Origin of the sequence: Pseudoduganella aquatica, from assembly GCF_009857595.1 — a bacterium.
Classification (GTDB): domain Bacteria; phylum Pseudomonadota; class Gammaproteobacteria; order Burkholderiales; family Burkholderiaceae_D; genus Rugamonas; species Rugamonas aquatica_A.
The window spans coordinates 44,804-70,985 of the sequence record NZ_WWCU01000015.1; the positions used below are offsets into that span (position 1 = coordinate 44,804).

Sequence of the window (26,182 nt, forward strand, 5' to 3'; positions counted from 1 at the left end):
AAATACTGTATGTTATACTGTGTTTATGACCAGTAAATTTTCCTTGATCAACCTGGAACCGCTGACCGGGCAGGCCCCGCGAACGGATTTGTATCCTTACCGTGAAATGCCGGAAGATGCGCTGACGGACGCGCGCACGGACAGCGAAATTGCGCGCGAATTCATCGGCCACGGTGAGCTCAGCGCCAAATCCCGCACCAACACGCAAAAAGAGCTGTTCCGCTTCCTGACCTGGTGCCGCGAGGAAGCCGGCAAGTCGCTGCGGCAGTTGCAAGTGGCGGACCTGAACGCCTACAAGGAATTCCTGCGGGAGCCGCCGCCGGACTGGATTTCCACCACCAAATGGCCACGCACGGACCCGCGCTACAGGCCGTTCACCGGGCCGTTGTCGGACCCAAGCCGGCGCCAGGCCATGATCGCCGTCAAGGGGCTGATGGCGTTTGCCGAACAAACAGGCTATCTGCGGCGCGATCCCGGCGCCCTGGTCAAGCATGTAAAGACGCGCGGCGGCAGCCGGATTACGCGCTATCTGAGCCAGGATGCGATCGGCCTGGCGTTGTCGACCGTGGCCAGCCGCGCCGCCGATTTGCCGTCCGAAATGCGCCGCCGCGCGCGCGACCTGTTCCTGCTGCTGGCCTATGCGCACACCGGCGCGCGCCTGAACGAAATCGTCAGCGCGAATATGGGCGACCTGTACACCGAAGGCGGCGGCCGCTGGTGGCTGGACCTGCTCGGCAAAGGCAACAAGCCGCGCCGCGTGCCAGTGCCGCCCGAGCTGCTGGACGCCTACCGCGCCTACCGCCAGGCCTACGGCATGCTGCCGCAATCCGGCCGCGCCGACACCACGCCGCTGGTGCTGTCCAGCCGCAGCCGCGAGCCGGCGCGTCTGACCGACGAAGCCGCATCCAACGCGCTCAAAGCCGTGTTCGCAGCGGCGGCCGGCGCGGCGGCGGCGCAAGGCGACAGCGACATGGCGGCCACGCTGAGGCAGGCGTCCGCGCACTGGCTGCGGCACAGCATGCTGACCAACCACGCCAACAACGGCGTGCAGCTCAAGACCCTGCAGGACACGGCCGGCCACGCCAGCATCGCCACCACCGCAGCCTATCTGCACAAGACCGACAACCAGCGCCACGACGAAATCATGGCCTCGGTGAGCGGCCAAAGGGCCGAGCAGCCTTAGCCGCAAACCGGCCGGCAGCCTATAATGGTGCCCAATTCACAGAACACTATTGGAACTCCCCCATGGAAATTAAGGTCAACTTTCTCGATAAGCTTCGTTTGGAAGCCAAATTCGATGATTTTACGGTGATTGCCGACCAGCCCATCCGCTATAAAGGCGATGGCTCCGCACCTGGCCCGTTCGACTATTTCCTGGCTTCGTCGGCGCTGTGCGCCGCCTATTTCGTGAAGCTGTACTGCGACACGCGCAATATTTCGACTGAAAATATCCGCCTGTCGCAGAACAATATCGTTGATCCGGAAAACCGTTATCAGCAGATTTTCAAGATCCAGGTCGAGCTGCCGGCGGATATTTCCGCCAAAGACCGCCAGGGCATTTTGCGCTCCATCGACCGATGCACCGTGAAAAAAGTGGTGCAGCAAGGCCCCGAATTCATCATTGAAGAAGTCGAGAACCTGGACGCCGATGCGCAGGCCCTGCTGACGCTGAAGCCGGATACCGACGCCAGCACCTACATCCTGGGCAAGGATCTGCCGCTGGAGCAGACCATCGCCAATATGTCGTCGGTGCTGGCTGGCCTGGGCATCAAGATCGAGATCGCGTCGTGGCGCAATATCATTCCCAATGTGTGGTCGCTGCATATCCGCGACGCGCATTCGCCGATGTGCTTCACCAACGGCAAAGGCGCAACCAAGGAAAGCGCATTGGCGTCGGCCCTGGGCGAATACATCGAACGCCTGAACAATAACCACTTTTACGCCGGCTCGTTCTGGGGCGAAGACATTGCCCACGCGGAGTTTGTGCATTACCCGAACGAGCGCTGGTTCAAACCTGGCCGCAAAGATGCGCTGCCGCCGGAAATCCTGGACGAATACAGCCTTGAAATCTACAACCCGGACGGCGAACTGCGCGGATCGCACCTGATCGACACCAACTCCGGCAATACGGAACGCGGCATTTGTTCGCTGCCGTATGTGCGTATTTCCGACGGCAAGGAAGTCTATTTCCCGTCCAACCTGGTCGAAAATCTGTTCGTCAGCAATGGCATGAGCGCCGGCAATACGCTGGCCGAAGCGCAGGTGCAATGCCTGTCCGAGATTTTCGAACGCGCTGTGAAACGCGAGATCCTGGAAGGCGAAATCGCGCTGCCGGACGTACCGCAGGAAGTGCTGGCGAAATACCCCGGCATCCTGGCCGGCATACGCGGCCTGGAAGAACAGGGCTTCCCTGTGCTGGTGAAGGACGCGTCGCTGGGCGGCACCTACCCGGTCATGTGCGTCACCTTGATGAACCCGCGCACGGGCGGCGTGTTTGCCTCCTTCGGCGCGCATCCAAGCCTGGAAGTGGCGCTGGAACGCAGCCTGACGGAATTGCTGCAGGGCCGTAGTTTCGAGGGCCTGAATGATCTGCCACGGCCTACCTTTGCCAGCAACGCCGTGACCGAGCCGAACAACTTCGTCGAACACTTCATCGATTCAAGCGGCATCGTATCGTGGCGCTTCTTCAGCGCCAAAGCCGACTACGACTGCGTGGAATGGGATTTTTCCGGCAAGGGCGAGAACTCGAATGCCGAAGAGGCCGCAACCTTGTTCGGCATCCTCGCGGACATGGGCAAAGAAGCCTATATGGCGGTGTACGACAACCTGGGCGCCACGGCTTGCCGCATCCTGGTGCCAGGGTATTCGGAAATCTACCCGGTGGAAGACCTGGTTTGGGACAACACCAACAAGGCGCTGCTGTTCCGTTCCGATATTTTGAACCTGCACCGCCTGGACGAAGCCAGCCTGGAAGCCCTCCTGGACCGCCTGGAGAACAGTGAACTGGACGAGTACGGCGACATCGCGACGCTGATCGGCATCGAGTTCGACGAAAACACGGTCTGGGGCCAGCTAACCACCATGGAGCTGAAGCTGCTGATCCATCTGGCCTTGCAGCAGTTCGAGGAAGCGCAGGAACTGGTGGAAGCCTTCCTGCAGTACAACGACAACACGGTCGAGCGCAGGCTGTTCTACCAGGCGCTCAACGTAGTGCTGGAACTCGAGCTGGACGACGACCTTGAGCTGGAAGACTACGAGGTCAACTTCCGCCGCATGTTCGGCAACGAGCGCATGGACGCGGTGCTGGGCTCGGTGGACGGCAGCGTGCGCTTCTACGGCCTGACGCCAACCAGCATGAAGCTGGAAGGCCTGGAGCGCCACGAGCGCCTGATCGACAGCTACAAAAAGCTGCACGCCGCCCGCGCCAAGGCGGCGGCAGCATCGCGTTAAGGCAGCTGCACCGCAACCACGTCCGGCAACTTGCTGCGGCGGGTTGCGGGCAGGTGGACGGTGAGCTTTCCGTCCTTGAACGCGCTTTTTACCGGCTTTCCGTCGCCTAGCAGCACCACGGTGAGCGGCGCGGCGGCCAGGCCATTCAGCACAAGGTCCTTGTCAACCGCCGGGACCAGGTCGGAATCGAGCGCGCGGTCTTCCTTTTTGAACTCGGGCACCGCAAACAGGAAGCGCTGCTTGCCGGCGGCGGTGGCGGGCACATTGGCCTTTTCGCCCTCCGGCAATGCGGCGGCCTGCACGGCTGGCCGGTTCAGCTTCATCCATCCAGCGACCTCGGCCATGCTCCGGTATGCCTCAGGGTGCAGTTCGCCGCGCGCATCCGGGCCAACGCCGATCAGGAAGTTCATATTGAGCGACCTGGCAAGCGCGAGATTGCCCAGTTCGTAGCCATTGGCGTAGAACGGCGCGTCGTTATAGGCCCACCCCTTGGTCCATGTCGTGCACCATTCGGCCCAATGCTTGCGCGCGATCTGGCTGGTTTTGAGCGTGGGGCCTTCGAAAGTGACGAAGTCGCCGTCGTGGAAGTAGCGCGGCGAAAGCACAATGCCGGGCTGGAGTTCGCGCACACGTGCCTGCGTCAGGCGCGGTGCGTCGCCCTCAGGCGCGGGAATGGCGCCGTCGAACCACAGCATATCGATCTTGCCGTAACGCGTGAGCAATTCCTCAACCTGGCCTTTGACCATGGCGTTGTATTCCACCAGGTGCCGGGCTTTTTCTTCCTTGGTCTTGATTGTTTTGCGCGGCTTGAGATCCGCATCGAGTTCAGGCAGCCAGGGATTCAGGCGCGCGGTGCCGTAGTACATGAAATTCGTGAACTCGCGGTCGAAATACCAATCCGGGGGAGAGTAATAGAGGCCGACTTTCAGTCCGTACTTCCGGCAGGCTTCGACGAAGGGCTGCACCAGATCGCGTCCGCCCATGTAGTTTTTAGTGTTGAAATTGCCATACGCACTGGGCCACAGCGCAAAGCCTTCGTGATGGCGGGTGGTCAGCACCACATAGGTGAATCCGGCCGCTTTCGCCGCAGCGACCCATTTGTCTGGATCGTATCTGTCCGGATTGAAGTCCCTGGCCGCTGCCCAATACGCGTTGGGCGTAATGACGGGCGGCTTGCCGTCGAAGTTCCAGTCGGCTTCGCGGATGATGCGTTCCTGATCCTTTGGATCGTTGAACTGTTTGTTCTTCCAGGCGCCGACCATCATGGGCCACGACAAGTCGCCGACTCGCTGTCCGCGCGCGTCGAAGACGCTGCTGACGCCCCAGTGCAGGAACAGGCCGAAACCGGCTTGCCCGAACCATTGTGCATCGGGATGGCTGGAGTGCGGGGCCGGATTGAAGTCTTCAACGATGCCGATCGCGCCATGCTGGGCTTTGGCATCGGTGATCTGGGCGTGGACGGAGTTGGCGGCGCTCAGGCCGCAGCAAAGCAAGGCGGCCCCCAGCCGTAGGCGTTGGGAAAAGTCCATGAGTCGTTTGGTTTGGTTAAGGTGGAGTGTTAACGTTATCACGTATTTAACCTGCGGTTGCTATTGCGGACAACAAAAATGCGATGAAAATCCGGAAGTCCGCATCGATTTCAAGCGGCATAAACCACCGGGTGTGCTGATCCGATAATTCGCATAATCTATATTATGTCAAATGTCATGTTCGGCGATCGGTTGGGGCCTTCCCTGGATACGCAGTCCGCCATCGGCTTTTCAACTAGGCATTCGAGAGATTGAAACAAAACCAGCCCTGTTGTAGGCTGCTTTTAGTATCAACTAACTACGTCTACCTTGACCCCGACCACTCCCATTCATCCGCTGCCGATCTCGATCCTGACCGTGGACGACCACCCGCTGTTCCAACAGGGTATCGCCAGCGTTATTAACGCCGAACCCGATCTTTATCTGGTCGGGCAAGCCGGCAGCGGTGCCGACGCGATCGCAATGTACCGCCAGTTGCGCCCTGCTGTCACGCTAATGGACTTGCAAATGCCAGACATGGGCGGGGTCGAAGTCATTTCCGCCATCCGTGCTGAATTTCCGGCCGCGCGCATCGTGGTGCTGACCACGCTGGACGGCGATATGCATGCGACACGCGCCATCAAGGCCGGCGCGGTCGGCGTCATCTACAAGAGCACGGTACGCAAGAACCTGCTTGAAACGCTACGTAGCGTCCACCGTGGCGGGCGTTGCATTCCGCAGTCGCTGCAGGACGCGCTGACCGGCACGCGCGGCGGCAATGCAATCACTTCGCGCGAAGTCGATGTCATCAAGCTGGTGGCACGTGGCAACTCCAATCCAATGATTGCTGCGGCGCTGGGCTTATCCTGCGAAACGGTCAAGGGCCACATGAGTAGCATCCTTTTTAAACTGGAGGCGCGCGACCGCGCGCATGCGGTGATGATCGCCCTGGAACGGGGCATCCTCAGCCTCTGACCGCGTGCCTCTGCACAATGCGGTAGGCGCACCTACCTCCATCGAGGTAGCGCTGCGCGCCCTGCGCCGAAGGCCCCCCTTTTCGGGGGGGAAACGCGGCGCAATCTTTTCCCCGGCACGGTCCGGCGGCAATTAAATCAGGCAAGCTGATTATCTGAAAGCGGCTCCCGCTGCCTGCTTTCGTGCACTACTCCCCCACCCCACTTTGGAGAAATCATGAACAAACTCAGCTTGTTGGCCCTTGTTTGCCTGGTATCGGGCAACCCGGTATTTGCACAGGACGCCTGCCCAAAAGTAGCGTCGGCTACGGCTGCGCGGGCGGTGCCCGTGATTCACTACAAGACGGCAAATATCGACGGTATCAATGTGTTCTACCGTGAAGCCGGGCCAGCCGGCGCACCGGTGCTGCTGTTGCTGCATGGCTTCCCGACATCGTCGCACATGTTCCGCAACCTGATCCCGCTGCTGGCCGACCGCTACCACGTAATCGCGCCGGACTTTCCCGGATTTGGCCAAAGCGACTCGCCCGACCGCTCGAAGTTCAAATACACCTTCGCCAACCTGGCGGATGTTACCGATAAGCTGACGGTGGCACTCGGCGTCAAGAAATACAGCATGTATATGATGGACTACGGCGCCCCGGTCGGCTACCGGATGGCGATCAAGCATCCCGAGCGCGTGCAGACGCTGGTCGTCCAGAATGGCAATGCCTACGTCGAGGGCCTGGGTGCATTCTGGGATCCGATCAAGGCCTACTGGGCCGATGGCTCGCAGTCCCGCCGCGAGGCGATCGCTAACCTGGTGACGCTGCCGATCACCAAGTTCCAGTACACCGACGGCATGAGCGATGTCTCCCGCATCAGCCCCGACAACTGGATGGTGGACCAAGCGTTGCTGGACCGGCCCGGCAACCGCGAGATCCAGCTCGACCTGTTCCTCGACTACGGCACCAACCTGCCGCTGTATCCGGACTTCCAGGCCTTCTTCCGTGCGCGCAAGCCGCCGACCTTGATCGTCTGGGGCAAGAACGACAAGATATTCCCCGAAGCAGGCGCCCATCCCTACTTGCGCGACTTGCCCGCGGCTGAAATGCACATCCTGGACAGTGGCCACTTTGCACTGGAAGACCAGCTGCACGTAATGGCGCCGCTGATCCACAATTTCCTCGACCGCAAGGTCTGCAAGGATGCGAAATGAGCCAGGGCGGCGCGATTAATTCATCGCCCGGCGTAACGCCGGCGGCACCTGTGTCGATCGTGCTGGTGCACGGCGCCTTCGTCGATGGCTCCGGCTGGCAGGCGGTCCACGCGATCCTTTCGGCGCGCGGCTACGAGGTGCTGGTGGTGCAAAACCCGACGATCACACTGGAGGGCGACGTGGCCGCGACCGAGCGCGTCATTGGACAGGCGCGCCACCCGGTGGTGCTCGTTGGCCATAGTTACGGTGGCGCCGTCATCACCCAGGCCGGCGCCAATCCGAGCGTGTTGGCGCTGGTGTACCTCGCGGCGTTCGTCCCGGACGTGGGCGAGTCGGTGGCGTCACTGAACCAGCATCCGGTCGAGGCTGGCGAGGCCACGGCGCCGGTGCTGGCGCCGCAGGATGGCTTCCTGATGGTCGACCCCGCGCGCTTTCCAGCGGCCTTTGGCGCGGACGTCGGTGTGGAGCGCACGCGCTTCATGGCGGCCTCGCAAGTGCCGTGGGGACTCGGCGCCGTCACCGGGCAAGTGACGCTTGCGGCGTGGCGCAATAAGCCGGTCCATTATCTGATCGCCACGGATGACCTGATGATACCGCCCAGCGCGCAGCGCCGGATGGCCGACAGGGCCGGTGCCCGGGTGGTGGAGCTGGAGAGCAGTCACGCGGTGATGCTGGCGCGGCCAAGCGAAGTGGCGGCGTTCATCGAGTGCGCCACCAAGCCGGAGGCCTGATATGAGCGCCTCCCCGGACTTCCCTCCAGTGACTTACCACCGCTCGAACAAGGTCGGCGACCTCACGGTCTTCTACCGTGAAGCCGGGGCTGCCGATGCGCCGGTCGTGGTCCTGCTGCATGGCTTCCCAAGTTCGTCGCATATGTTCCGTCGCCTGATCCCGGCGCTGGCCGACCAATATCGCGTGATTGCGCCGGATCTGCCAGGCTTCGGCCTGTCGGACATGCCGCCGCCGGCGGAGTTCCCGTACAGTTTCGCAGCCTTCGCGGACATTATCGATCAGCTGCTGGTGCAGCTGGGCGCCGGGCAGTACGCCCTGTACGTGATGGATTACGGTGCGCCGGTCGGCTTTCGGTTGGCACTCCTGCATCCCGAACGCGTGTCGGCGCTGGTGATACAGAACGGCAACGCGTATGAGGCCGGCATGGGAGATTTCTGGGCCACGACACGTGCGCTGTGGGCCGACAACAGCGCGGCGAATCGCGACGCGATGCGGCCCTTCCTGAAGCTGGCGGCCACCCGCTTCCAGTATGTGGCGGGGGTGCGGGACGTGGCCCGCATCGATCCAGCGGCCTGGATACATGACCAGTTTTTCCTTGACCGTCCGGGTAACGAGGAGATCCAGTTCGCCATCATGTACGACTACCGGACCAACGTCGCCTTGTATCCCGCGTTCCACGACTACTTCCGGAACTTTCAACCGCCCGCGCTGATTTTATGGGGAATCAACGATCCCATCTTTCTGCCGGAAGGGGCGCAAGCCTTCCGGCGCGATTTGCCGCAGGCGGAACTGCATCGCCTCGACACCGGGCATTTCGCCCTGGAAGACAAGGCGGACGAGATGGTACCGCTCATCCGCCAATTCCTCGGACGGCACTTACACAGGCACTTACCCAACTAAGGAGAATCACATGCAAGCTATTTCAACCGAAAAAACCAGCGTGCGGGCCACTGGCGGCGGCGCCCGCCTCCTCAATCCCGCCGATACGGTGGTGCTGTTGCTCGACCACCAGTCCGGCCTGTTCCAGACCGTCAAGGATATCCCGGTGGCCGACTTGCGGCGCAACGTGGCAATGATCGCCCGGCTGTGCACTTTGCTGAAGATCCCGGTCATCACCACCGCTTCGGAGCCCGCAGGCAGCAACGGCCCGCTGATGCCGGAGATCCACGAGCTGGCGCCGCACGCCGTCTACGTACCGCGCAAGTGCGAAGTGAACGCCTGGGACAATGAAGACTTCGTTGAACGGGTCCGCTCGACCGGCTGCAAGACGCTGGTCATGGCGGGCGTATGGACCAGTGTCTGCGTGATGTTTCCCGCGCTCGACGCCGTCGCTGCGGGCTACGATGTATACGCCGTCATCGACGCCTCCGGCGACCCCAGCGAGATGGCGTCCCGCGTCTCGCTGGCCCGCTTCGTACAGGGCGGCGTCAAGCCAACCAGTACCAACGCCCTGCTGTCTGAAATGCATCGTACCTGGGCGCGTCCGGAGGCGGCCGAGCTGGCGCAGTTGTACGCGCTGGCCGCGCCCAATTATGCGGCCGTGATGGAGAGCTATGCGCGCGCGCAGCAAGCCGCCAGAGACAATGCTTAGGGAGGCGGCCGCCATGGCATACGGATTTATGGATATCGCGCGCACGCCGGCGGTGCGTGCTGCGCAGGCCGAGATGGGTGCGGATCACCTCTGGGCGGACTTCGAAGGACACCGCGACTTCGATCGCTTCACCGAGCAGGAAGCCGGGTTCATCGCGCAGCAGGATACCTTGTACCTGGCATCGGTCTCGGAAACCGGCTGGCCTTACGTCCAGCACCGCGGCGGCCCTCCCGGTTTCTTGAAGATGATCGACAACCAGACCCTGGCCTTCGCCGATTACCGGGGCAACCGGCAATACATCAGCACGGGGAATGTCAAAGCCCATGACCGTGCCTGCATGATACTGGTCGACTACGCCCGGCGTGCCCGGCTTAAAATTTACGTCCACGCGGAGACGTTGGCGCTGGATGCCGAACCGCAATTGACAGAACGCGTGCTAGACAAGGGTTACGGGGCGAAGCCGGAACGGCTATTCAGATTGCGGCTGCAGGCATTCGATTGGAACTGCCCCCAGCACATCACCAGGCGTTACACCGAAACGCAGATTGCCGCCGTGGCTCAACCGCTCCGTGAGCGCATTGCGCAGTTGGAGCGGGAAAACGCCGCATTGCAGGCGAGATTTGGCCCTGGAGGCGCGCCACCGGGATAGGAGATCATGTAACTCGCTGCCTAAGCTTGTCTTGGGTGGCGATGGCATGCCGCCATCGCCTGCTTTCATTCATTATCAAAAATGTAGCTATAATCATTTTTATAATTGCATGAAAGGATGCGGTCTTTGTTATTGAACTATGCATTTGTTCCACGCCGCACCGGCTATTTGGTTTTCCGTTTGCCTAAGCCATGGCTAGTCTTGCTCCGTATGTTGGGGGTACTTTGTGCATTTCCTGCGTCCGCCATATCGGCAGCTGAGCCGCTGCCTTTCTGGCGATCCGCCCTGTCGCACCAGGCCTGGATCGACCGCGACGGAGCACCGTCCGATGCCAAAGCCATGGTGCAGGACCGCACTGGCATGCTGTGGTTTGGTGCAGTCGATGGTTTGTTCCGCTTCGATGGCGTGCGGTTTGAACGCATGGACAATATCGCCGGTCATCAATTGCTGTCCCCTAATGTGTATTCGCTGGCCTTGTTCGATGACGCGCTATGGGTGGGGTACGAACATGGTGGAATCTCGGTGTTCGATCATGGCGCGGTGCGGCACTACCGCGAAGCGGAGGGCGTTCCCCCCAGCGCGATCTCGCAGTTTGGGAGAACCAGCGATGGCATGACGTGGTTTTCCAGTTCTGCCGGCATATATTGGCTGGATGGCCAACGCTGGCGACAAGTTTTGCCGGCTGATGGTTTGCCGCAAGGTGATCAGTCCACCCTCAACGTGCTCCAAGATGGCGGGCTCATGGTCACGCACATGGCCGGCCTGTATCGCAACGTCCGCGGTACGCACCGCTTCCTCCGCGTAGGTGACTTTGGTAGCATGCAGCCCAGCCAGGTCCAGGCTGACGGCAAACTGAATATATTCAAATTTGGCGAGACGCTACGCGTGTATGACCCCGCGACCGAAAGCCTGATGCCGCAGACGCTCCCCACGAACGGCGGCATGCCGTACAGCGTTCATCGCGATAACCGTAACGCATGGTGGATAGGCCAGGGGGACGGCATGCGCTTGTACACCCCGGACCTGCAACTGAAGAAGCAATTTCTGGCGCCGCACGACTTCAGCGCTGTGCGCATCTATCGGCCGCCGGTTAACGACCGTGAAGGCAATCTCTGGTTCATCACCGAGAATGGGGTTGACCGCATACGGGAAACACGTTTGTTAGTGCAGGACATGCCTGCCGGCAGCACGGATTTCAGTATCATGCCTGGTCCGGACGGCGAAGTTTGGATCAGCAGCCACTCCTCCAAGGATCCGATCTCTCCCCCGACATTCGCCATCGCGCCCGATGGCCGGCGCATCGCCAGCGACATGGAGTCTGCCACCGCCGGCGCGCGCGCGGCGGATGGCACCCTGTGGTTCGGTGATCCTCATTACATATGGTCCCGGCGCGACGGCAAGGTGCGCCGCTGGTTGCGGCCGGCGGAGTTGAAGAATCAAGCGACGCAAGCCCTCGCGGTCGCTGCTGATGGTCTGCTGTGGGTGTCGATTGCGCGCCGCGGGGTGCACACTTTCAGTAATGGCGCCTGGGTGGCAGGCGGCGGCCACGCGGAGTTGGCCGATCGTACCGCATTATCGCTTCATGCCGACGAACAGGCTCGGCTCTGGCTCGGCTACACCGGCAATAGAATGGCAATGCTGCTGCACGATAAAGTTCAGCACTTCGGCTCCGACGACGGATTGGCGGTCGGCAACGTGCTTGCAATGTACAGTCGACGCGGCACACTCTGGATTGGTGGCGACCAAGGCCTGGCGCGTTTTCACCAAGGGCGCTTTATCGCTGTCAACGACGATGCCGGACGCCCGTTTGCCGGTGTTACCGGGATTGTCGAGACGGCGCAAGGCGAGCTGTGGATGCATTGCGCCAAAGGACTGGTCCGAATTAGCGCCCCACAGTTGGCCGCTGTCCGCAGCGGCACTGGCCGTGCAGCTGTCGAACGCTTCGATTATCTGGACGGCTATGCTGGTGCCGGCCCACAGCTACGTCCGCTGAATACACTGGTCGAGTCGAATGATGGCCGGCTGTGGTACGCCACCTCCAGCAGCGTCGGTTTCATCGATCCCCGCCGCATCGCCCGCAATCTGGTGGCGCCAACGCCGCTCATCACCTGGCTTAGCACTCCCTCTGAGCGGCACCGCGCCAGCAACGGCCTTCAGCTCCCGGAACATACCCATAACCTGCATATCGATTTTACCGCCGCCGTACTGTCGATTCCGGAACGGGCGCGCTTCCGCACGCGACTGATAGGCCAGGACCATGAATGGCGCGACGCGGGCGGCTTGCGCCAGTCCTTTTATACGAATCTTGGCCCGGGCGATTACCGCTTTGAAGTCATGGCTGCCAATGAAGACGGTGTCTGGAGCGATGCCCCCGCCAGTCTGAGCTTTCAGATTGCGCCAGCATTTTACGAGACCACGTGGTTCAAACTGCTGTGTTTGTCCATGCTGGCTGCTGGCGTCTACCTGCTATACCTGCGACGGTTGGAACGGATGACTGCACGCGTGATCGAACGCGTAAGCACGCGCATCGAGGAGCGGGAACGCATTGCCCGCACCCTGCACGACACTTTCCTGCAAAGCGTGCACGGCCTAAGCCTTCGCTTCCAAAGTATCAAGGCCGAGTTGCCGAAAGACGACGCGGTTCAGAAAAAGATCGACGACGCGCTTGATGCAGCGGACGCTGCAGCGGAAGAAGGCAGGGTGCAACTGATGGATCTGCGCGTGAATCATCTTCGCCAGGGCGATCTGGCTTCCGCCCTGAAAACGGTGGGCAGCAATGCTGCAGCTCTCTATGGTGTCGCTTTCTCTTTGAACGAAGAAGGTACACGGTGCCAGCTGCAGGCCGACGTACAGGAAGAGCTGTTCGCCATTGCCAAGGAGGGAGTCAGCAATGCGCTGAAGCACTCGGGAAGCCCGGCGGTGACCGTCAATATTAGATATGGCGCCAACAGTCTCACGCTGGAGGTGTGTGATCACGGCAAGGGGCTGGATGACACGGTGCGTCAAACGGGACAGCGAGATCGGCATTGGGGCATCGCCGGCATGCGGGAAAGGGCCAGGAAGATCAACGCCAAGCTCGCGATCCACAGCACCACCGGCGTCGGCACCAGCGTGGTGGTGACGCTAGCGAACGTTGGACGGGATAGCGGATTTTTTCGCAGAAAGCGCCTTAACAAGCCATAAGGATCGCGCGGCCCGTTCTAGCGTGGTGGTTTTATATGTGCTGCCGTGTGAGGACGCCGCTGCAGCGGCGGCTGCTCATGCTGGCAGCTACAGCAGCGTGACATCATCCGGTAGTTCATCGACCTTAAACCGATTTTCCGGCACTAACGCAGCCAGTTCCCGCGAGACCGCCTCCACTCCGGCTAGCGTGCCCTCCGTATAGCTACCGGATGCGAAATGCTTGCGCATTGCGTCGGCGATGTCCCGCCAGGTGGCGTTTCCGGTTGCTGGACACACGCCCCTGTCCGCAACAATTTCGATGGAACGGTCAGCGAGCAATATGTAGATCAACACGCCGCTGTTGTCGACAGTGTCCCAGACGTGCATGCTCGCAAACAATTCGAGCGCCCGCTCGCGCGGCGACATGTCTTGCCACAACTGGGACGGTTGGAGTGCCGCTTCGATGGCAACGCGTATCTCGCCCCGGTGCGACTGTTCCGACACCATGATTGCGTGCTTGATCTCCGCCAGGGAGCTTTCCGGGAAACGCTGTCTGATCGATCTGTGTGTGGTCGCGAAGTGCTTTGCCATGCGCATAAAATTCATCTTCACCATCTCCCCGATGCGCCACCGCCACCAAAACCACCTCCCCCGCCCCCCCAGCGAGCGCCGCGCTGCCCGTCGTCGCGCCCAAGATAGAGACCGGCCATGCGCGAAACGCCAATCAATGTCACCGCGAAGGCCAGCGAGGCCGCCGCCATTGCGGCGGCGGCGCTTCCGGCCAAAAGCCATGCCGCTCCCCCGACTACTCCCCCTGCCACGACTGAGCCGGCAACCCTGCCAAAGACGGCGCGCGACACCGCCCCCAACGCAACCGCCATGATCAGCACCAACGGCAACAGTTGTCTCATAGGGCTGTCTTTGTCACGCCGGCGGTCCCCGTCATAAGCCGGGAACGACTCCCCGTCGGCGATACTTATGATCTTGTCGACGCCCGCGACGATGCCGCCGTTAAAGTCATTGCGACGAAAGCGAGGGACGATAATTTCGTCGATGATGCGCTTAGCTGTGGCGTCATTGAGCGCCCCCTCCAGGCCGTAGCCGACCTCTATCCGGAGAGAACGATCGTTCTTGGCTACCACCAGGATGGCGCCGTCGTCGATCTTATTGCGGCCCAACTTCCACTGCTCCGCGACCCGCATCGCGTACTGTTCTATCGCTTCGGGCCGGGTGGTCGGCACAATCAGCACGGCGATCTGACTTCCCTTGCGTTGTTCGAATGCACGCAAATCGGCTTCCAAGCGCTGGATCTGCGTTGCATCGAGCACTCCCGCCACATCCGTGACAGGTGAATTGAGCGGTGGAATGGGAACTAATCCGTCCTGGCCAGCCGCGCAGCCGGCCAATGCCCAACACAGCAGCAATAGCCAGCGCCACAGCTTGCGCGTATCCATCTCACTTCTCCACAGCAGGTTTCGGTGCAGTACCGAAGGACACGACTGGCGCCGGGGTGATCGCCTTCTCGTTGTCCACCGTGAAGTTGGGCTTGGTGCGAAAGCCAAATACCTTGGCCGTCAGATTGCTGGGGAAGGAACGCACCGTCACATTGTATTCCTGCACTGCTTTGATGTAACGGTTACGCGCCACCGCGATGCGATTCTCGGTTCCTTCAAGCTGAGCTTGCAAATCACGGAATCCCGCATCCGCTTTTAATTGCGGATAATTCTCGCTTACCGCCAACAAGCGAGACAACGCGCCACTCAACGCACCTTGCGCCTGCTGGTATTTGGCGAATGCCGCCGGGTCGTTCAACACCGCAGGCGTGACCTGAATCGAGCCCGCCGCCGCACGCGCCTGCGTGACATCGTTCAGCACCTTCTCCTCGTGAGCTGCATAGCCCTTGACGGTATTGACCAGGTTCGGCACGAGATCGGCCCGGCGCTGGTACTGGTTCACTACTTCAGACCAACTGGCCGTAATCTGTTCATCATTTGACTGCAGCGTGTTGTAGCCACACCCACTCAAGGCCGCCGCAAACAATAGGCACAACAGTATGAATGTTCTTCGCACAATTTCCCCCCAATAAATCCGGCATCCATCCCCAGGAGAACCGACGATGGCGCCGCTAGGGTTCTTGCTCGTCCGGCGGCGCGGCCCAGTACAGCACCAGTTCGCGCTGAGCCCCATCGGCCACGCTGATGCGCCGCGTCTGCGTCTGGCCGGCGGCGCGCGCCGTGATCTGGTAGCTTCCGGATGGCAGGCGCACATACAGCAGCGGCCCGGCCTGCGCCAGCTGCAGTTGCGCGGCACCCTTGGCGTCGCGGATCTCGACATCGACATCCGCGCGGTAGGCGCCGCTACCCCGGTTGGCGAACCGCAGCAACAAGGTGTAGCCCGCACCCTGCTGCTGCAGTTCCTGGCGTTCTTCCTCACCCGCGCCGCCGTTCAAATAGGCGGCGCCCGGCCCATCCTGCGCCGCGGTGGCCATGCCGATTGCCGCCCCGGCCAAGCCGGCCAGCACGGCCGCGCTGGCGAATGTGGCCCTCCATCCCATGCTTTTCATGTGCACCCCTCCTCAGGTCAGGTGGTCGGCCGAGATCAGCACCTTCAGCGCGCCGCTGGCGGCCGCCTCCCCGAAGCAGGAGTAGGCCTGCAGGATGTCGCTGAAGCGGAAGCGGTGGCTCACCAGCCCGGCCGCGTCGATCCGGCCCGCCAGTACCGCGCGCAGCAGCTGCGGGGTGGCGGCAGTGTCGACCAGGCGGGTGGTGATGGTGATGTTGTGCGACCACAGGCGCTCCAGATGCAGGTCGGCCTTGCAGCCATGCACGCCGACGTTGGCCACCGTGCCGCCCGGTGCGACGATGTCGGCGCACAGCTCGAAGGTGGCCGGCACGCCCACCGCTTCGATCGCCGTGTCCACGCCCACGCCGCCGGTCAGCTCCAGCACCGCCTTGACGGCGGCGCGGTCCACCGCGCGCACCGTGTGGCTGGCGCCGAAGCGCCGGCTCAGCTCGAGCCGGTGCGGGTCGATGTCGACCATGATGATCTGTGCCGGGCTGTAGAATTGCGCCGTCATCAGCGCGGCCAGGCCGACCGGCCCTGCGCCGACGATGGCCACGCTGCTGCCCGGCGCCACCTTCCCGTTGAGCACGCCGCACTCGAAGCCGGTCGGCAAGATATCGCTCAGCATCACCAGCGCCGCCTCCTCGGCGTTGGCCGGTACGTGGTACAAGCTGGTATCCGCGTGCGGGATGCGGACGTATTCGGCCTGGGTCCCGTCTATCTTGTGCCCCAATATCCAGCCGCCGTTGGCGCAATGCGAATACATGCCGCGCCGGCAGTACTCGCAGCGCGCGCAGGACGTGATGCAGGAAATGAGCACGGCGTCGCCGGGCGCGAAGCCGCAGACGGCCGCGCCCACCGCCTCGATCACGCCCACCCCCTCATGGCCCAGCGTGGTGCCGGGCAGGCAGGTGGGCACGTCGCCCTTGAGGATGTGCAGGTCGGTGCCGCAGATCGTGGTGCGGGTGATGCGCACCACGGCGTCGGTGGGCGCCTGCACCTGGGGCACCGGCTTGTCCCGCAGCACCGGCTGGCCAGGTCCTTCATACACTAGCGCGCGCATGGCCTCCGCTCCTAATTGATGGGCAGCTTCTTGGCGCCGCCATTGGCCCGCTTGGGCAGGGTCAGCTCGAGCACGCCGTCGTGGTATTTGGCTTGGGCCTTGCCCTCGTCGACGTCCTGGCCCAGCGTGAAACTGCGCATCTGCTGGCCCACGTAGCGTTCGCTGCGCAGCAGCGTCTCGCCCTTCTTCTCATCGTGCTCGCGCCTGGATTCTGCCGAGATCGAAACCTGGCTGCCGGCGATCTGCACCGAGATGTCTTCCTTCTTTACGCCGGGAAGCTCGGCCTTGACGTTATAGGCGTGCTCGTTCTCGCTGACGTCGAGCCGGATCGGCGGCGGGCCGGCCATGTCGCGCAGCACGTGCTTGAAGCCCATGTCGCGGAAGAAGTCCTCGACGCCGCGCAGCGGGTCGGTTCGCGCCAAGTCGCGGAAGGGATCGAAATGCGTCACGTGATGGTGTGCCATGGTGTTCTCCTGGAATGTGGATGGGGCCGGCAAGTGCTGGCGGGCGCCGGCCATCGCCCGCGGGATGGAACAGCGCGCTCAGCCACTCCGGCCGGTGTGCACGCCAAGCAGCGTATACAGCGGGCAGCGCGACCACAGGCCTGTCAGCAGCGGTACCAGCCCCAGCCAGCCCCATGGCCCTATCCAGCCTCCCAGCGCCGCGCCGATCAGCGCCAGGCCGAGCGCGATGCGCAGTCCCCGGTCCAGCGACCCTATGTTGGTTTGCATGTGTCTCTCCTGTGTTGTCGATGGCTGGATTCTGCAGCAAGGCGCGGCCGCGCGCGCGCCCCAAAACTGACCTGGAACAAGTTCGCGCGCAATTCTTTGCGCTTTCCCTTTTTTGTGCAAAACTTGATCTGGCAACCTGTTCACCGGCACCGACCTGGATAACACTGACGGTCAGACCGATAACCAGCCGCCGCCCGCAAGGCGTGCCCCGATGCCATGACTACCCTGCTTACCACCGCCATGCCGCCCGCCCCGCCGGCAGCCGGCCGGCCCATCGGCTGCGACGCCTGCATGGCGCGCCATTCCTGCCTCCCGCCGCTGGGCGCGGCCGACCGTGCGCCGGTACGCCGCATCCGCGTCGCGCGCGGCGCCGCGCTGTACACCGCAGGCGCGCTGGTCGGCGACTATGTGTACGTGGTGCGCTACGGCTGCTTCAAGCTCAGCCGCAGGGACCGCAGCGGCGCCGGCGTCATCCTCGGCTTCCCCGGCAGCGGCGATTTCCTGGCGCTGGAAGCGATCGGCCTGGTTCACCACGACTGCAGCGCGGTGGCGCTGGAGGATAGCGAGGTGTGCGAGATCGGCTATGGGGGCATGCGCGAGCAGGCGCAGTTTTTCCAGGGCATTATCAGTCACAGCATCCGCGACATGCAGGACGTGCTGCTGCAGCAGCGCCGCACCACGGCCGAGCAGCGCCTGGCCGCCTTCCTGCTGCGCCAGTCGGCGTGGCATGCAGCGCGCGGCTGCTCCGGCCTGCGCTACCGCCTGCCGATGGCGCGCCAGGACATTGCTGCCTTTCTCAACCTGACCCCGGAATGCCTGAGCCGGCTCCTCGGCCGCTTCCGCCGGCTCGGCTTGCTCGCGGCGGCACGCCACGACGTTACCTTGCTTGACCGCGCCGCACTGGAGGCGCTGGCCGCGCCGGCGCGCACGACCTGATTTCCAAGACCGCATGGCGCGAATTTGATCCAAATCAAACCTTTGCGCGGACGATCATGGCTACCATGCATCATGCACTCGTTTGCCGCCAGGCTCGGGGCCGGTGCGGCGGCGCCTCCCTGCGCCAGAAAGGCACGGCCATGATCTCCAGCAAATTCCACAACGTCATCCCCCTGCGCACGGACACCCGCGCCATGTCCTGCCTGAGCTGCGAGGCACGCGCCGCGTGCCTGCCAGCCGGCATGGACGATGCCGACTGCGCCCGCGTCGACCAGCTGGTGCTGCAGCGTCACCGGCTACTGCGCGGCGAAGACCTGCACCAGATCAACGAGACGGTACGCGGCCGCGTCTACGCGGTGCGCAGCGGCCACTTCAAGTGCTACCGGCTGACGCCCGGCGGCGACCAGTGCATTACCGGCCTGCCCGGGCGCGGCACGCTGCTGGGCCTCGAAGCGCTGGGCCAGGAGCGGCACGCCAGCGCCGCCACCGCCACGTCCGATAGCGTGGTGTGCGAGCTATCCCACCCGCGCCTGCTGGAGGCGGCGCGCCAGTTCCCGGCGCTGGAACGGCGCCTGGAACAGATGCTGAGCAGGGAACTTGCGCGCCAGCACGGCCTGGCCATGATGCTGGGCTATGCGCGTGCAGAACAGAAGCTGGCCTGCTACCTGCTGGAGCTGGCGTGGGGCAGCCGGCACCGCGACGGCGGCCGCGTGTGTGTCGAACTGCCGCTCACGCGGCAGGACATCGGCGACTATCTCGGATTGACCGACGCCACCGTCACGCGCCAGTTGCTGCGCCTGCAGCGCGAGGGCGCGCTCCAGGTGGTACGGCGCCATGTTGTGCTGGCCGACCAGCCCCGGCTCGAGCGCATGGCCGCTGGCAAAGACCGCATGCCGGCCGGCCGGCCGCGCACCGCGTAGCGCTGGCGCGATGACCGGCGAATTTGATCCAGGTCAAAGCGGGCGCGCCCCGCGCCGGCCGACAATGGCAGTACGCCATCACAGACGCCTGCCCATCACCAAGGAGAACAGCATGCCCCACACCATCCTGCTGCCGACGGACGGCAATCCGCGCGCCGCCCCGGCCATCGAGCGCTGCATGCGGCTGGCCCGCGCCAACGCGGCCGCCGTTGTCGGCCTGTACGTGCTGCCGTGCGAGGACTTGTCGGTGCCGGAAGACGACAGCTATGTGCAAGAACAGGAGCGGCCATCGAGCGTCGTGCACGCCGGCGATACGCTGCGCGCGCTCGAAACGGCCGCCGCCGCGGCAGGGGTGCCCTGCACGGTGCTGACGCGCTGCGCCGACTCGCCCTACACTGCCATCATCGCGGCGGCGCGCGAACGCCAGTGCGACCTGGTGTTTCCCGACGCCATGGAACGCATGCCGGACGCCGCCGAGCGGGCCGCGCTGCAGCAGTCGGGCATCGCCGTGGCGGCCGGCGCGCCGCCGTGAGCCGGCGCGTATCACAATACAACAGCCGGAGCGCCGCACGCGCCGTGCGCCGGTCCGGGGTCCACCACACACGCGGAGGCAACCATGTACAAAACTATCCTGCTGCACATCGGCCGGCCGCCAACCTGGCGCCGCGGCATGCGCGCTGCCGCGGACCTCGCAAAGGAACACGAGGCGCACCTGATCGGACTGGCCAGCACCGGCTATGCGGTGCTGCAAAATTCGGCCGCCGGCGCCGGCGCGTTCGGGCTGTACCCGCCCATCGGCTATGACCAATTCCGTTCCGAAGCCCGGCAGCGGTTGCAGGAGTACGAGCAGGCCGCAGCCGGGTACGCGTTCGGATCGGTCGAGTCGCGCGTAATAGACGACGCCGCCGAGTACGCCCTGGCCTTGCAGTCGCGCTATTGCGACCTGGTGCTGGTGGCAGGCGGCGCCACGACCGAGGCGTCACCGCTGCTGCCGGGACGGCTCGCCGGCTACCTGGCCCTGCATGCCACCCGGCCGGTACTGCAAGTTGCCACCCGCGCCGAACCGCGCCTGGACGGCACCGTCGTGATCGGCTGGAACGGCGGGGCCGAAGCCAGCCGCGCCATGGCTGCCGCCCTGCCGCTGCTGCGGCGCGCTGCGCGCGTGCAGATTGCCGTCTTCAATCCCGACCAGGGGCCGCACCTGCACGGCGACGAGCCGGGCGCGGACGTGGCCCGCTATCTGGCGCGCCACTGCAGCAATGTCGCCGTGATCAACGAGAACACCTCTGCCGACCCCGGCGAAGCGCTGCTCGACCTGGCGCGCAGCAGCGGCGCCGGGCTGATCGTGGCGGGCGCCTACGGCCACAGCCGCTTCCGGGAATGGATACTTGGCAGCACCACAGCCTGCCTGCTGGACCAGGACGAGGTCGCCGTGTTGATGACGCACTGACCTTGGCCGGCCCTACCACTTGCCTTGCTCACCCATTGAGGAGTCGCCATGCGTCCCCGTCACCTTTCCCTGACCCTGCTCCTATGCTGCAGCGCCTATGTCAGCGCCCGGCAGCCCGCGCCGACCAGCCAGGCCGCCCCGCCCGCGCCTGACCGCACCAGCGACGTCTCGCAGCAGTGGGCCCATGCGGTGAGCCAGGTGAACCAGGCGCTGGCTGTGGTGCACACCATGTCCGGCGATCCGGTCATCGCCGAAGCGCTGCGCCTGGCAAATGGCGTGTTCATCGTGCCCGTCTACCGCAGGGCAGCGGTGGGCGTAGGCGGCGGCGGTGGTGGCGGCGTCATGCTGCTGAGACGACCCGACGGTCAGTGGAGCGCGCCCGTGTTCTATACGCTGGGCGCGCTGGACGTCGGGCTGCAGGCCGGCGCCCAGCGCGGCCCGGTCGCGCTGGTGCTGATGAATGACAAGGCCACCGCCGAATTCACCAACAAGCACAATTTCTCGCTGGGCGCCGACGCCGGCCTCACGCTACTGAGCTGGCACAGGCTGGCGCGCAGCAGCGTCGGCAGTGGCGACGTCATCGCCTGGACCTCGGCCAGGGGCTTGTTCGGCGACCTGCTCGCGGTGGGCGTAAGCGATATCCACTACAACTCGGCGTTGACCAACGCCTATTACCGTCGTACGCTGGCCGCCAGCGACGTCACCTCGGGTCAGGTCGAGAACGTGCAAGCCCTGGCCTTGCAGCAGGCTCTGGCCGCTGCGGGCAGCCCTGCGCGCTGAGGCGCACGGCGTGCCGACGGTACCGCCGCCCTGGCGCGCCGGGCCGCCGTCAAGCGTGTCGCGACAGCGATGAGCAGCCTCCCGTCCCGCCTCAGCTGGCCACGCCTCGCGGCCGCCGCCGCGCTGCTGGCCGTGGCCGCCGCCGTCTATTGGGCCACGGCCCCGGAAACGCTGGCCACCTGCAGGCCCGAGCGCGGCAGCGTGGTCGACGCGGTCTACGCCGCCGGCAGCGTGGAGCCGACCGTGAAGATGCCGATCGCGCCGCGCGTGGGCGGCCGGCTGGCCGAACGGCTGGCCGACGAAGGCGAGCAAGTGCGCAAAGGCCAGGTGCTGGCGCGCCTGGACGACGCCGACCTGGCCGGCACGGTCGACGAGCTGCGCGCGCGCGCCGAGTACGCCCGCAGCCAGCACGCCCGCATTGCCGCGCTGGCCGAGCGCGGCTTCGTTGCCGCCGGTGAGAGGGAGCGCAGCCGCAGCGAGCTCGCGGCCGCCGAAGCGGCGCTGCGGCGCGCCCTGGCGCAGCGCGGCTACATGGCGCTGACAGCGCCGGCCGACGGCACCGTGATCCGCCGGGATGGCGAACCCGGCCAGTACATCGGCCCGGGCCAGGCCGTGTTCGTGCTGGCCTGCTGCGCGCCGCTGCGCGTGAGCGCCGACATCGACGAGGAGGACATCAACCGCGTGCGGGTGGGCCAGCCCGTGCTGCTGCGGGCGCCGGCCGTGCCCGGCACGGTGTACGACGGCACGGTGGCCGACATCACGCCGCAGGGCGACCCGGTGGCGCGCAGCTACCGGGTCCGCGTCCGGCTGGCCGAGCCCGGCGCGCTGCGCACCGGCATGACGGTCGAGGCGAACCTGATCGTCGCCCGGCGCGAGAACGCCTTGCTGCTGCCCAATAGCGCCGTTCTGGACGGCGCGGTGTGGCTCCTGGCCCAGGGCCGGCTGCAGCGGCGCGCGGTGCAGCTGGGCATACGGGACGCAACCCGCAGCGAAATCGTGCGCGGCCTGGCCGGCGATGAAACCGTGGTTCTGCAGCCGCATGCGGGCCTGCGGCAAAACCGGCGGGCGCGGCCGGCCGCGCGCTGAGGGGGGCGCCATGCCGATTCACCTGGACATCGCCTGTACCCATTTGCGGCATCACGGGCGCTCGACGCTGGTTTCGCTGGGCGGCATCGCGCTCGGGGTCGCTTTCTTCCTGGCCGTCTCGGCACTGATGCGCGGCTCGGAGCAGGATTTCCTGCAGCGCCTGGTGGACAACAGCCCCCACATCACTGTCTACGACCAGTACCGGACGCAGCAGGCCCAGCCGGCCGAGCTGCGCTGGCCGCAGGCGGTGGTCTCGGTCAGCAATGCCAAGCCGCTGGTCGAGACGCGCGGCATCCGCGGCTATCGCAGCAAGCTGGAACAGATCGAGGCACTGCCGGGAATACGGGTGGCGCCCCTGCTGCACGGGTCCGCCGTGCTGGTGTTCGCCGGCCAGCAACAAGGCATCAGCCTGTCGGGGGTGGAACCGCCGCGCATGAAGCTGGTCTCGGCCATCGAACGGCACATGGTCGCCGGCTCGCTGGACGAGCTGGGCGCCACGCCGAACGGGGTGATCATTGGCGAGGGCCTCGCCGCGAAGTTCCGCCTGCGCATGGGCGGCACGCTGACGGTGGTCTCGGCCGGCACCGGGAGCCGGGTCATGAAGGTGGTGGGAATCTTCCGGACCGGAAACGCAGCCTACGACGAGACCGAAACCTTCACCCTGCTCAAGCGCGCCCAGGCGATACTGGACCGTCCCAACCGCGTCAACCGCTTCATCATCCAGCTGGCCGACCCCCACGCCGCCGTCGGCGTGGCCGCCGCCATCGAGCGCAGCATCGGCTACAAGTCGGTCTCGTGGATCGAGGCCTCGGAAGACCTGCTCAACTTGCTACTGGTGCGCAATATCATCATGTACAGCGTGGTCTCGGCCATCCTGGTGGTGGCCGCGTTCGGCATCTACAACACCATTTTCACCATCGTGGTGGAAAAGACGCGCGACATCGCCATCCTGAAATCCATCGGCTTCCGGCGCGCGGACATGCGCCGCATCTTCCTGTGGCAAGGCGGCATCATCGGCCTGCTCGGCAGCGTCGCTGGCCTGCTGTTGGGCAACGCGCTGATGCGCGTGCTTGCCATCATCGAGCTGAAGCCGCCCGGGGTCAGCGAAGTGGTCAGGCTGCCCGTGTGGTGGGGCGTCGACCAGTACTTGCTGGCCGCCGGCTTCGCCATGGCCTCCTGCCTGGGCGCGGCCTACCTGCCCGCCAGCAAGGCGGGCAAGCTGCGCCCGGTCGACATCCTCAGGGGCGCGACATGAGTGCCCTGCTGCGCGCGGAAGGGCTGGTGCGCACGCTGCCCGGCGCCGTGCCGGTGACGCTGGTCGATGGCGTCAGCCTGGGTATTGCTGCAGGCGAGTTCGTCTGCATCATGGGACCGTCCGGCTCGGGCAAGTCCTCTCTGCTCTACCTGCTCGGCTTGCTGGATGTGGCCGACGCGGGCCGCCTGTGGCTCGACGGCGAGGAGCTCTCGCGCTGCAGCGACGACCAGCTGGCGGCGCTGCGGCTGTCCAAGCTCGGCTTCGTGTTCCAGTTTCACTTCCTGCTGGCCGAATTCACGGTGCTGCAGAACGTCACGCTGCCGATGCGCCGGCTCGGCAGCCTGACCGATGCCGCCGCCCTGGAGCGGGCCATGGGGTTGCTCGAGCAGTTCGGCATGGCGGGGCATGCCGGCAAGCTGCCGGCGCAGCTGTCCGGCGGCCAGCGGCAGCGGGTCGCCGTGGCGCGCGCCCTGGCCAACGCCCCGCTGCTGATCCTGGCGGACGAGCCGACCGGCAACTTGGACTCGGCCGCCTCGCAGAACGTGCAGCGCACGCTGCGCGGCTTGGCCGACGGTGGCCAGACCGTGATCGCGGTCACGCATGACCCGGCATTTGCCGCCGCGGCCGACCGCCGCATCCACCTGCTCGACGGCAAACTGGCACCGGACGGCGCCCACCAGTCCTGAGACGGCGCCGGTCCCTATCTGGCGGCAAGACCGCCGCACTTGACCTGGATCAGGGATTTTGCGGCCGCGCCGCTGTAAAACGGAACATCGTTGTTGACGCATGCCTTCCCGGCCGCCGCGCTGCGCCGACGCCGGTGCCGGCGGCCGGGCGGTGCATCCGGCCCCATCGAGCAATGTCCGAACCCAAGCAGGAGCAATGCCATGAGCCAAAGAGAGGTCGTAATCTGCGAGCCGGTGCGCACCGCCATCGGCACATTCGGCGGTAGCCTGGCTGCCATCCCGGCCTCCGACCTGGGCGCGGCGGCCATCCGCGCCGTGCTGGCCCGCGCCGGACTTGACGCGGAACAGGTGCAGGGCGTGGTCATGGGCAACGTGATCCAGGCAGGGGCCAAGATGAACCCGGCCCGCCAGGCCGGCATCGCTGCCGGCCTGCCTGTCACCGTGCCGGCGCTGACGGTCAACCGCGTCTGCGGATCCGGCGCGCAGGCCATCGCCTGCGCGGCGCTGGAGGTCTGGGCCGGCATGAGCGACTGCGCCATTGCCGGCGGCATGGAGAACATGGACCGCGCGCCGTATCTGCTGCCGCAGGGGCGCTGGGGCGCGCGCATGGGCGACGTCGCCCTGCTTGACAGCATGCTGCACGACGGCTTGAACGACGCCTTCTCCGGCCAGCATTCGGGCTGGCACACGGAGGACCTGGTGCAGCAGAAGGGCATCTCGCGCGCGGATCAGGATCGCTGGGCGCTGCGCTCCCAGCAGCGCTTTTCCGCCGCCCAGGCGGCAGGTAGCTTCGTGGCCGAAATCGCCGCGCTCGACATACCGGGGCGCAAGGCTCCCACCCTGTTCGACAAGGACGAGCACAATCGCCCGGACACCAACGCCGAGTCCCTGGCCAGGCTCAAACCGGCGTTCCGCAAGGATGGCACCATCACGGCCGGCAGCGCGCCCGGACTGAACGCGGGCGCCGCCGCCATGCTCGTCGCCGAAGGCGCTTGGGCCAGGCGCAACGGCCAGGCGCCGCTGGCGAGGCTGGTGTCCTATGGCGTGGGGGCGGTGGAACCCGGCATGTTCGGACTCGGCCCCGTCCCGGCCGTCCGCCAGGCGCTGCGGCGGGCGAACTGGACCATCAAGCAAGTCGAGCGGATCGAAATCAACGAAGCCTTCGCCGCCATCGCACTGGCCTGCCTGCGGGAACTGGGCCTGGACGAGGAAAGAGTCAACGTGGAAGGCGGCGCCATCGCGCACGGGCACCCGATCGGCGCCAGCGGCGCCGTGCTGGCCACGCGCCTGCTGCACTCGATGCGGCGCGACCGTCTTAAGCGGGGCTTGGTGACCTTGTGCATCGGCGGCGGCCAAGGCATCGCCCTGGCGCTGGAAATGCTGGATTGACGCCGCCATGGAGCTGGAACTGTCGGTGGCCGCCGGGATCTTCGCGCGCGCCGCGGGTGC

The 26,182-nt window shown here is 64.9% G+C and carries 26 protein-coding genes; 18 read left to right on the top strand and 8 right to left on the bottom strand.

The window, feature by feature from the left end:
* The first annotated feature begins 43 nt into the window (after positions 1 to 43).
* A complete protein-coding gene (locus GTP77_RS14690) occupies positions 44 to 1,183 on the top strand; it encodes a tyrosine-type recombinase/integrase (protein WP_228892530.1) in 1,140 nt (379 codons plus the stop codon).
* A gap of 62 nt (positions 1,184 to 1,245) precedes the next feature.
* A complete protein-coding gene (locus tag GTP77_RS14695) occupies positions 1,246 to 3,450 on the top strand; it encodes an OsmC domain/YcaO domain-containing protein (RefSeq protein ID WP_161072904.1) in 2,205 nt (734 codons plus the stop codon).
* Here the strand turns inward: GTP77_RS14695 and GTP77_RS14700 are convergent.
* Complete coding sequence (locus tag GTP77_RS14700; protein WP_161072905.1) at positions 3,447 to 4,979, bottom strand: alpha-L-fucosidase; 1,533 nt, start codon at positions 4,977 to 4,979, stop codon at positions 3,447 to 3,449. The genes GTP77_RS14695 and GTP77_RS14700 overlap by 4 nt on opposite strands.
* Before the next feature lie 309 nt (positions 4,980 to 5,288).
* Between GTP77_RS14700 and GTP77_RS14705 the strand changes: the two genes are divergently transcribed.
* The 7 genes from GTP77_RS14705 (at position 5,289) to GTP77_RS14735 (ending at position 13,285) form a co-directional block, all read left to right on the top strand.
* A complete protein-coding gene (locus GTP77_RS14705) occupies positions 5,289 to 5,933 on the top strand; it encodes a response regulator (protein ID WP_187358728.1) in 645 nt (214 codons plus the stop codon).
* Positions 5,934 to 6,149: 216 nt separating this feature from the next.
* Positions 6,150 to 7,130, top strand: a complete 981-nt coding sequence (locus tag GTP77_RS14710; protein WP_161072906.1) for an alpha/beta fold hydrolase — start codon at positions 6,150 to 6,152, stop codon at positions 7,128 to 7,130.
* Positions 7,127 to 7,861, top strand: coding sequence for an alpha/beta fold hydrolase (locus tag GTP77_RS14715; protein WP_161072907.1), 735 nt, complete (start codon positions 7,127 to 7,129; stop codon positions 7,859 to 7,861). The genes GTP77_RS14710 and GTP77_RS14715 overlap by 4 nt, the downstream gene beginning before the upstream one ends.
* A gap of 1 nt (position 7,862) precedes the next feature.
* A complete protein-coding gene (locus GTP77_RS14720) occupies positions 7,863 to 8,762 on the top strand; it encodes an alpha/beta fold hydrolase (protein WP_161072908.1) in 900 nt (299 codons plus the stop codon).
* Positions 8,763 to 8,772: 10 nt separating this feature from the next.
* Positions 8,773 to 9,453, top strand: a complete 681-nt coding sequence (locus GTP77_RS14725) for an isochorismatase family protein (protein ID WP_161072909.1) — start codon at positions 8,773 to 8,775, stop codon at positions 9,451 to 9,453.
* 13 nt (positions 9,454 to 9,466) lie between these two features.
* A complete protein-coding gene (locus tag GTP77_RS14730) occupies positions 9,467 to 10,102 on the top strand; it encodes a pyridoxamine 5'-phosphate oxidase family protein (RefSeq protein ID WP_161072910.1) in 636 nt (211 codons plus the stop codon).
* A 126-nt stretch (positions 10,103 to 10,228) separates the two neighbouring features.
* Positions 10,229 to 13,285: a ligand-binding sensor domain-containing protein gene (locus GTP77_RS14735; RefSeq protein ID WP_161072911.1), complete on the top strand. Its 3,057-nt coding sequence runs from the start codon at positions 10,229 to 10,231 to the stop codon at positions 13,283 to 13,285.
* A gap of 87 nt (positions 13,286 to 13,372) precedes the next feature.
* Here GTP77_RS14735 and GTP77_RS14740 read toward each other — a convergent pair whose 3' ends face one another.
* The 7 genes from GTP77_RS14740 to GTP77_RS14770 all read right to left on the bottom strand — a co-directional run bounded on the left by GTP77_RS14740 (position 13,373) and on the right by GTP77_RS14770 (position 17,620).
* Positions 13,373 to 13,855, bottom strand: coding sequence for a TPM domain-containing protein (locus GTP77_RS14740; RefSeq protein ID WP_161072912.1), 483 nt, complete (start codon positions 13,853 to 13,855; stop codon positions 13,373 to 13,375).
* A 17-nt stretch (positions 13,856 to 13,872) separates the two neighbouring features.
* The gene (locus GTP77_RS14745) at positions 13,873 to 14,718 is read right to left on the bottom strand and encodes a TPM domain-containing protein (protein ID WP_161072913.1); all 846 of its coding nucleotides are present in this window, start codon (positions 14,716 to 14,718) and stop codon (positions 13,873 to 13,875) included.
* Position 14,719: 1 nt separating this feature from the next.
* A complete protein-coding gene (locus tag GTP77_RS14750; RefSeq protein ID WP_228892628.1) occupies positions 14,720 to 15,334 on the bottom strand; it encodes a LemA family protein in 615 nt (204 codons plus the stop codon).
* Positions 15,335 to 15,389: 55 nt separating this feature from the next.
* A complete protein-coding gene (locus GTP77_RS14755; RefSeq protein WP_161072915.1) occupies positions 15,390 to 15,827 on the bottom strand; it encodes a carboxypeptidase regulatory-like domain-containing protein in 438 nt (145 codons plus the stop codon).
* Between the two features lie 12 nt (positions 15,828 to 15,839).
* Positions 15,840 to 16,889 carry a zinc-dependent alcohol dehydrogenase family protein gene (locus GTP77_RS14760; protein WP_161072916.1) on the bottom strand — a complete coding sequence of 350 codons (1,050 nt, stop codon included), beginning with the start codon at positions 16,887 to 16,889 and terminating at the stop codon, positions 15,840 to 15,842.
* An 11-nt stretch (positions 16,890 to 16,900) separates the two neighbouring features.
* Positions 16,901 to 17,353 carry an Hsp20/alpha crystallin family protein gene (locus GTP77_RS14765; protein ID WP_161072917.1) on the bottom strand — a complete coding sequence of 151 codons (453 nt, stop codon included), beginning with the start codon at positions 17,351 to 17,353 and terminating at the stop codon, positions 16,901 to 16,903.
* A gap of 78 nt (positions 17,354 to 17,431) precedes the next feature.
* Positions 17,432 to 17,620, bottom strand: a complete 189-nt coding sequence (locus tag GTP77_RS14770) for a YgaP family membrane protein (RefSeq protein WP_161072918.1) — start codon at positions 17,618 to 17,620, stop codon at positions 17,432 to 17,434.
* 216 nt (positions 17,621 to 17,836) lie between these two features.
* Between GTP77_RS14770 and GTP77_RS14775 the strand changes: the two genes are divergently transcribed.
* From GTP77_RS14775 to GTP77_RS14815, 9 genes are all read left to right on the top strand, one after another.
* The gene (locus GTP77_RS14775) at positions 17,837 to 18,556 is read left to right on the top strand and encodes a helix-turn-helix domain-containing protein (protein ID WP_161072919.1); all 720 of its coding nucleotides are present in this window, start codon (positions 17,837 to 17,839) and stop codon (positions 18,554 to 18,556) included.
* Positions 18,557 to 18,696: 140 nt separating this feature from the next.
* Positions 18,697 to 19,476, top strand: coding sequence for a Crp/Fnr family transcriptional regulator (locus GTP77_RS14780; RefSeq protein ID WP_161072920.1), 780 nt, complete (start codon positions 18,697 to 18,699; stop codon positions 19,474 to 19,476).
* Positions 19,477 to 19,588: 112 nt separating this feature from the next.
* Positions 19,589 to 20,008 carry a universal stress protein gene (locus GTP77_RS14785; RefSeq protein ID WP_161072921.1) on the top strand — a complete coding sequence of 140 codons (420 nt, stop codon included), beginning with the start codon at positions 19,589 to 19,591 and terminating at the stop codon, positions 20,006 to 20,008.
* 84 nt (positions 20,009 to 20,092) lie between these two features.
* Positions 20,093 to 20,926 carry a universal stress protein gene (locus GTP77_RS14790; protein ID WP_161072922.1) on the top strand — a complete coding sequence of 278 codons (834 nt, stop codon included), beginning with the start codon at positions 20,093 to 20,095 and terminating at the stop codon, positions 20,924 to 20,926.
* Positions 20,927 to 20,974: 48 nt separating this feature from the next.
* Positions 20,975 to 21,706 (top strand): lipid-binding SYLF domain-containing protein, encoded by a 732-nt coding sequence (locus GTP77_RS14795; protein ID WP_161072923.1) that lies wholly within the window; start codon positions 20,975 to 20,977, stop codon positions 21,704 to 21,706.
* 69 nt (positions 21,707 to 21,775) lie between these two features.
* A complete protein-coding gene (locus tag GTP77_RS14800; RefSeq protein WP_161072924.1) occupies positions 21,776 to 22,792 on the top strand; it encodes an efflux RND transporter periplasmic adaptor subunit in 1,017 nt (338 codons plus the stop codon).
* Positions 22,793 to 22,802: 10 nt separating this feature from the next.
* Positions 22,803 to 24,047 (top strand): ABC transporter permease, encoded by a 1,245-nt coding sequence (locus tag GTP77_RS14805; protein ID WP_161072925.1) that lies wholly within the window; start codon positions 22,803 to 22,805, stop codon positions 24,045 to 24,047.
* Positions 24,044 to 24,733: an ABC transporter ATP-binding protein gene (locus GTP77_RS14810; protein ID WP_161072926.1), complete on the top strand. Its 690-nt coding sequence runs from the start codon at positions 24,044 to 24,046 to the stop codon at positions 24,731 to 24,733. Before GTP77_RS14805 ends, GTP77_RS14810 begins: the two co-directional genes overlap by 4 nt.
* A 201-nt stretch (positions 24,734 to 24,934) precedes the next feature.
* A complete protein-coding gene (locus tag GTP77_RS14815; RefSeq protein ID WP_161072927.1) occupies positions 24,935 to 26,122 on the top strand; it encodes a thiolase family protein in 1,188 nt (395 codons plus the stop codon).
* The last annotated feature ends 60 nt before the right edge of the window (positions 26,123 to 26,182 follow it).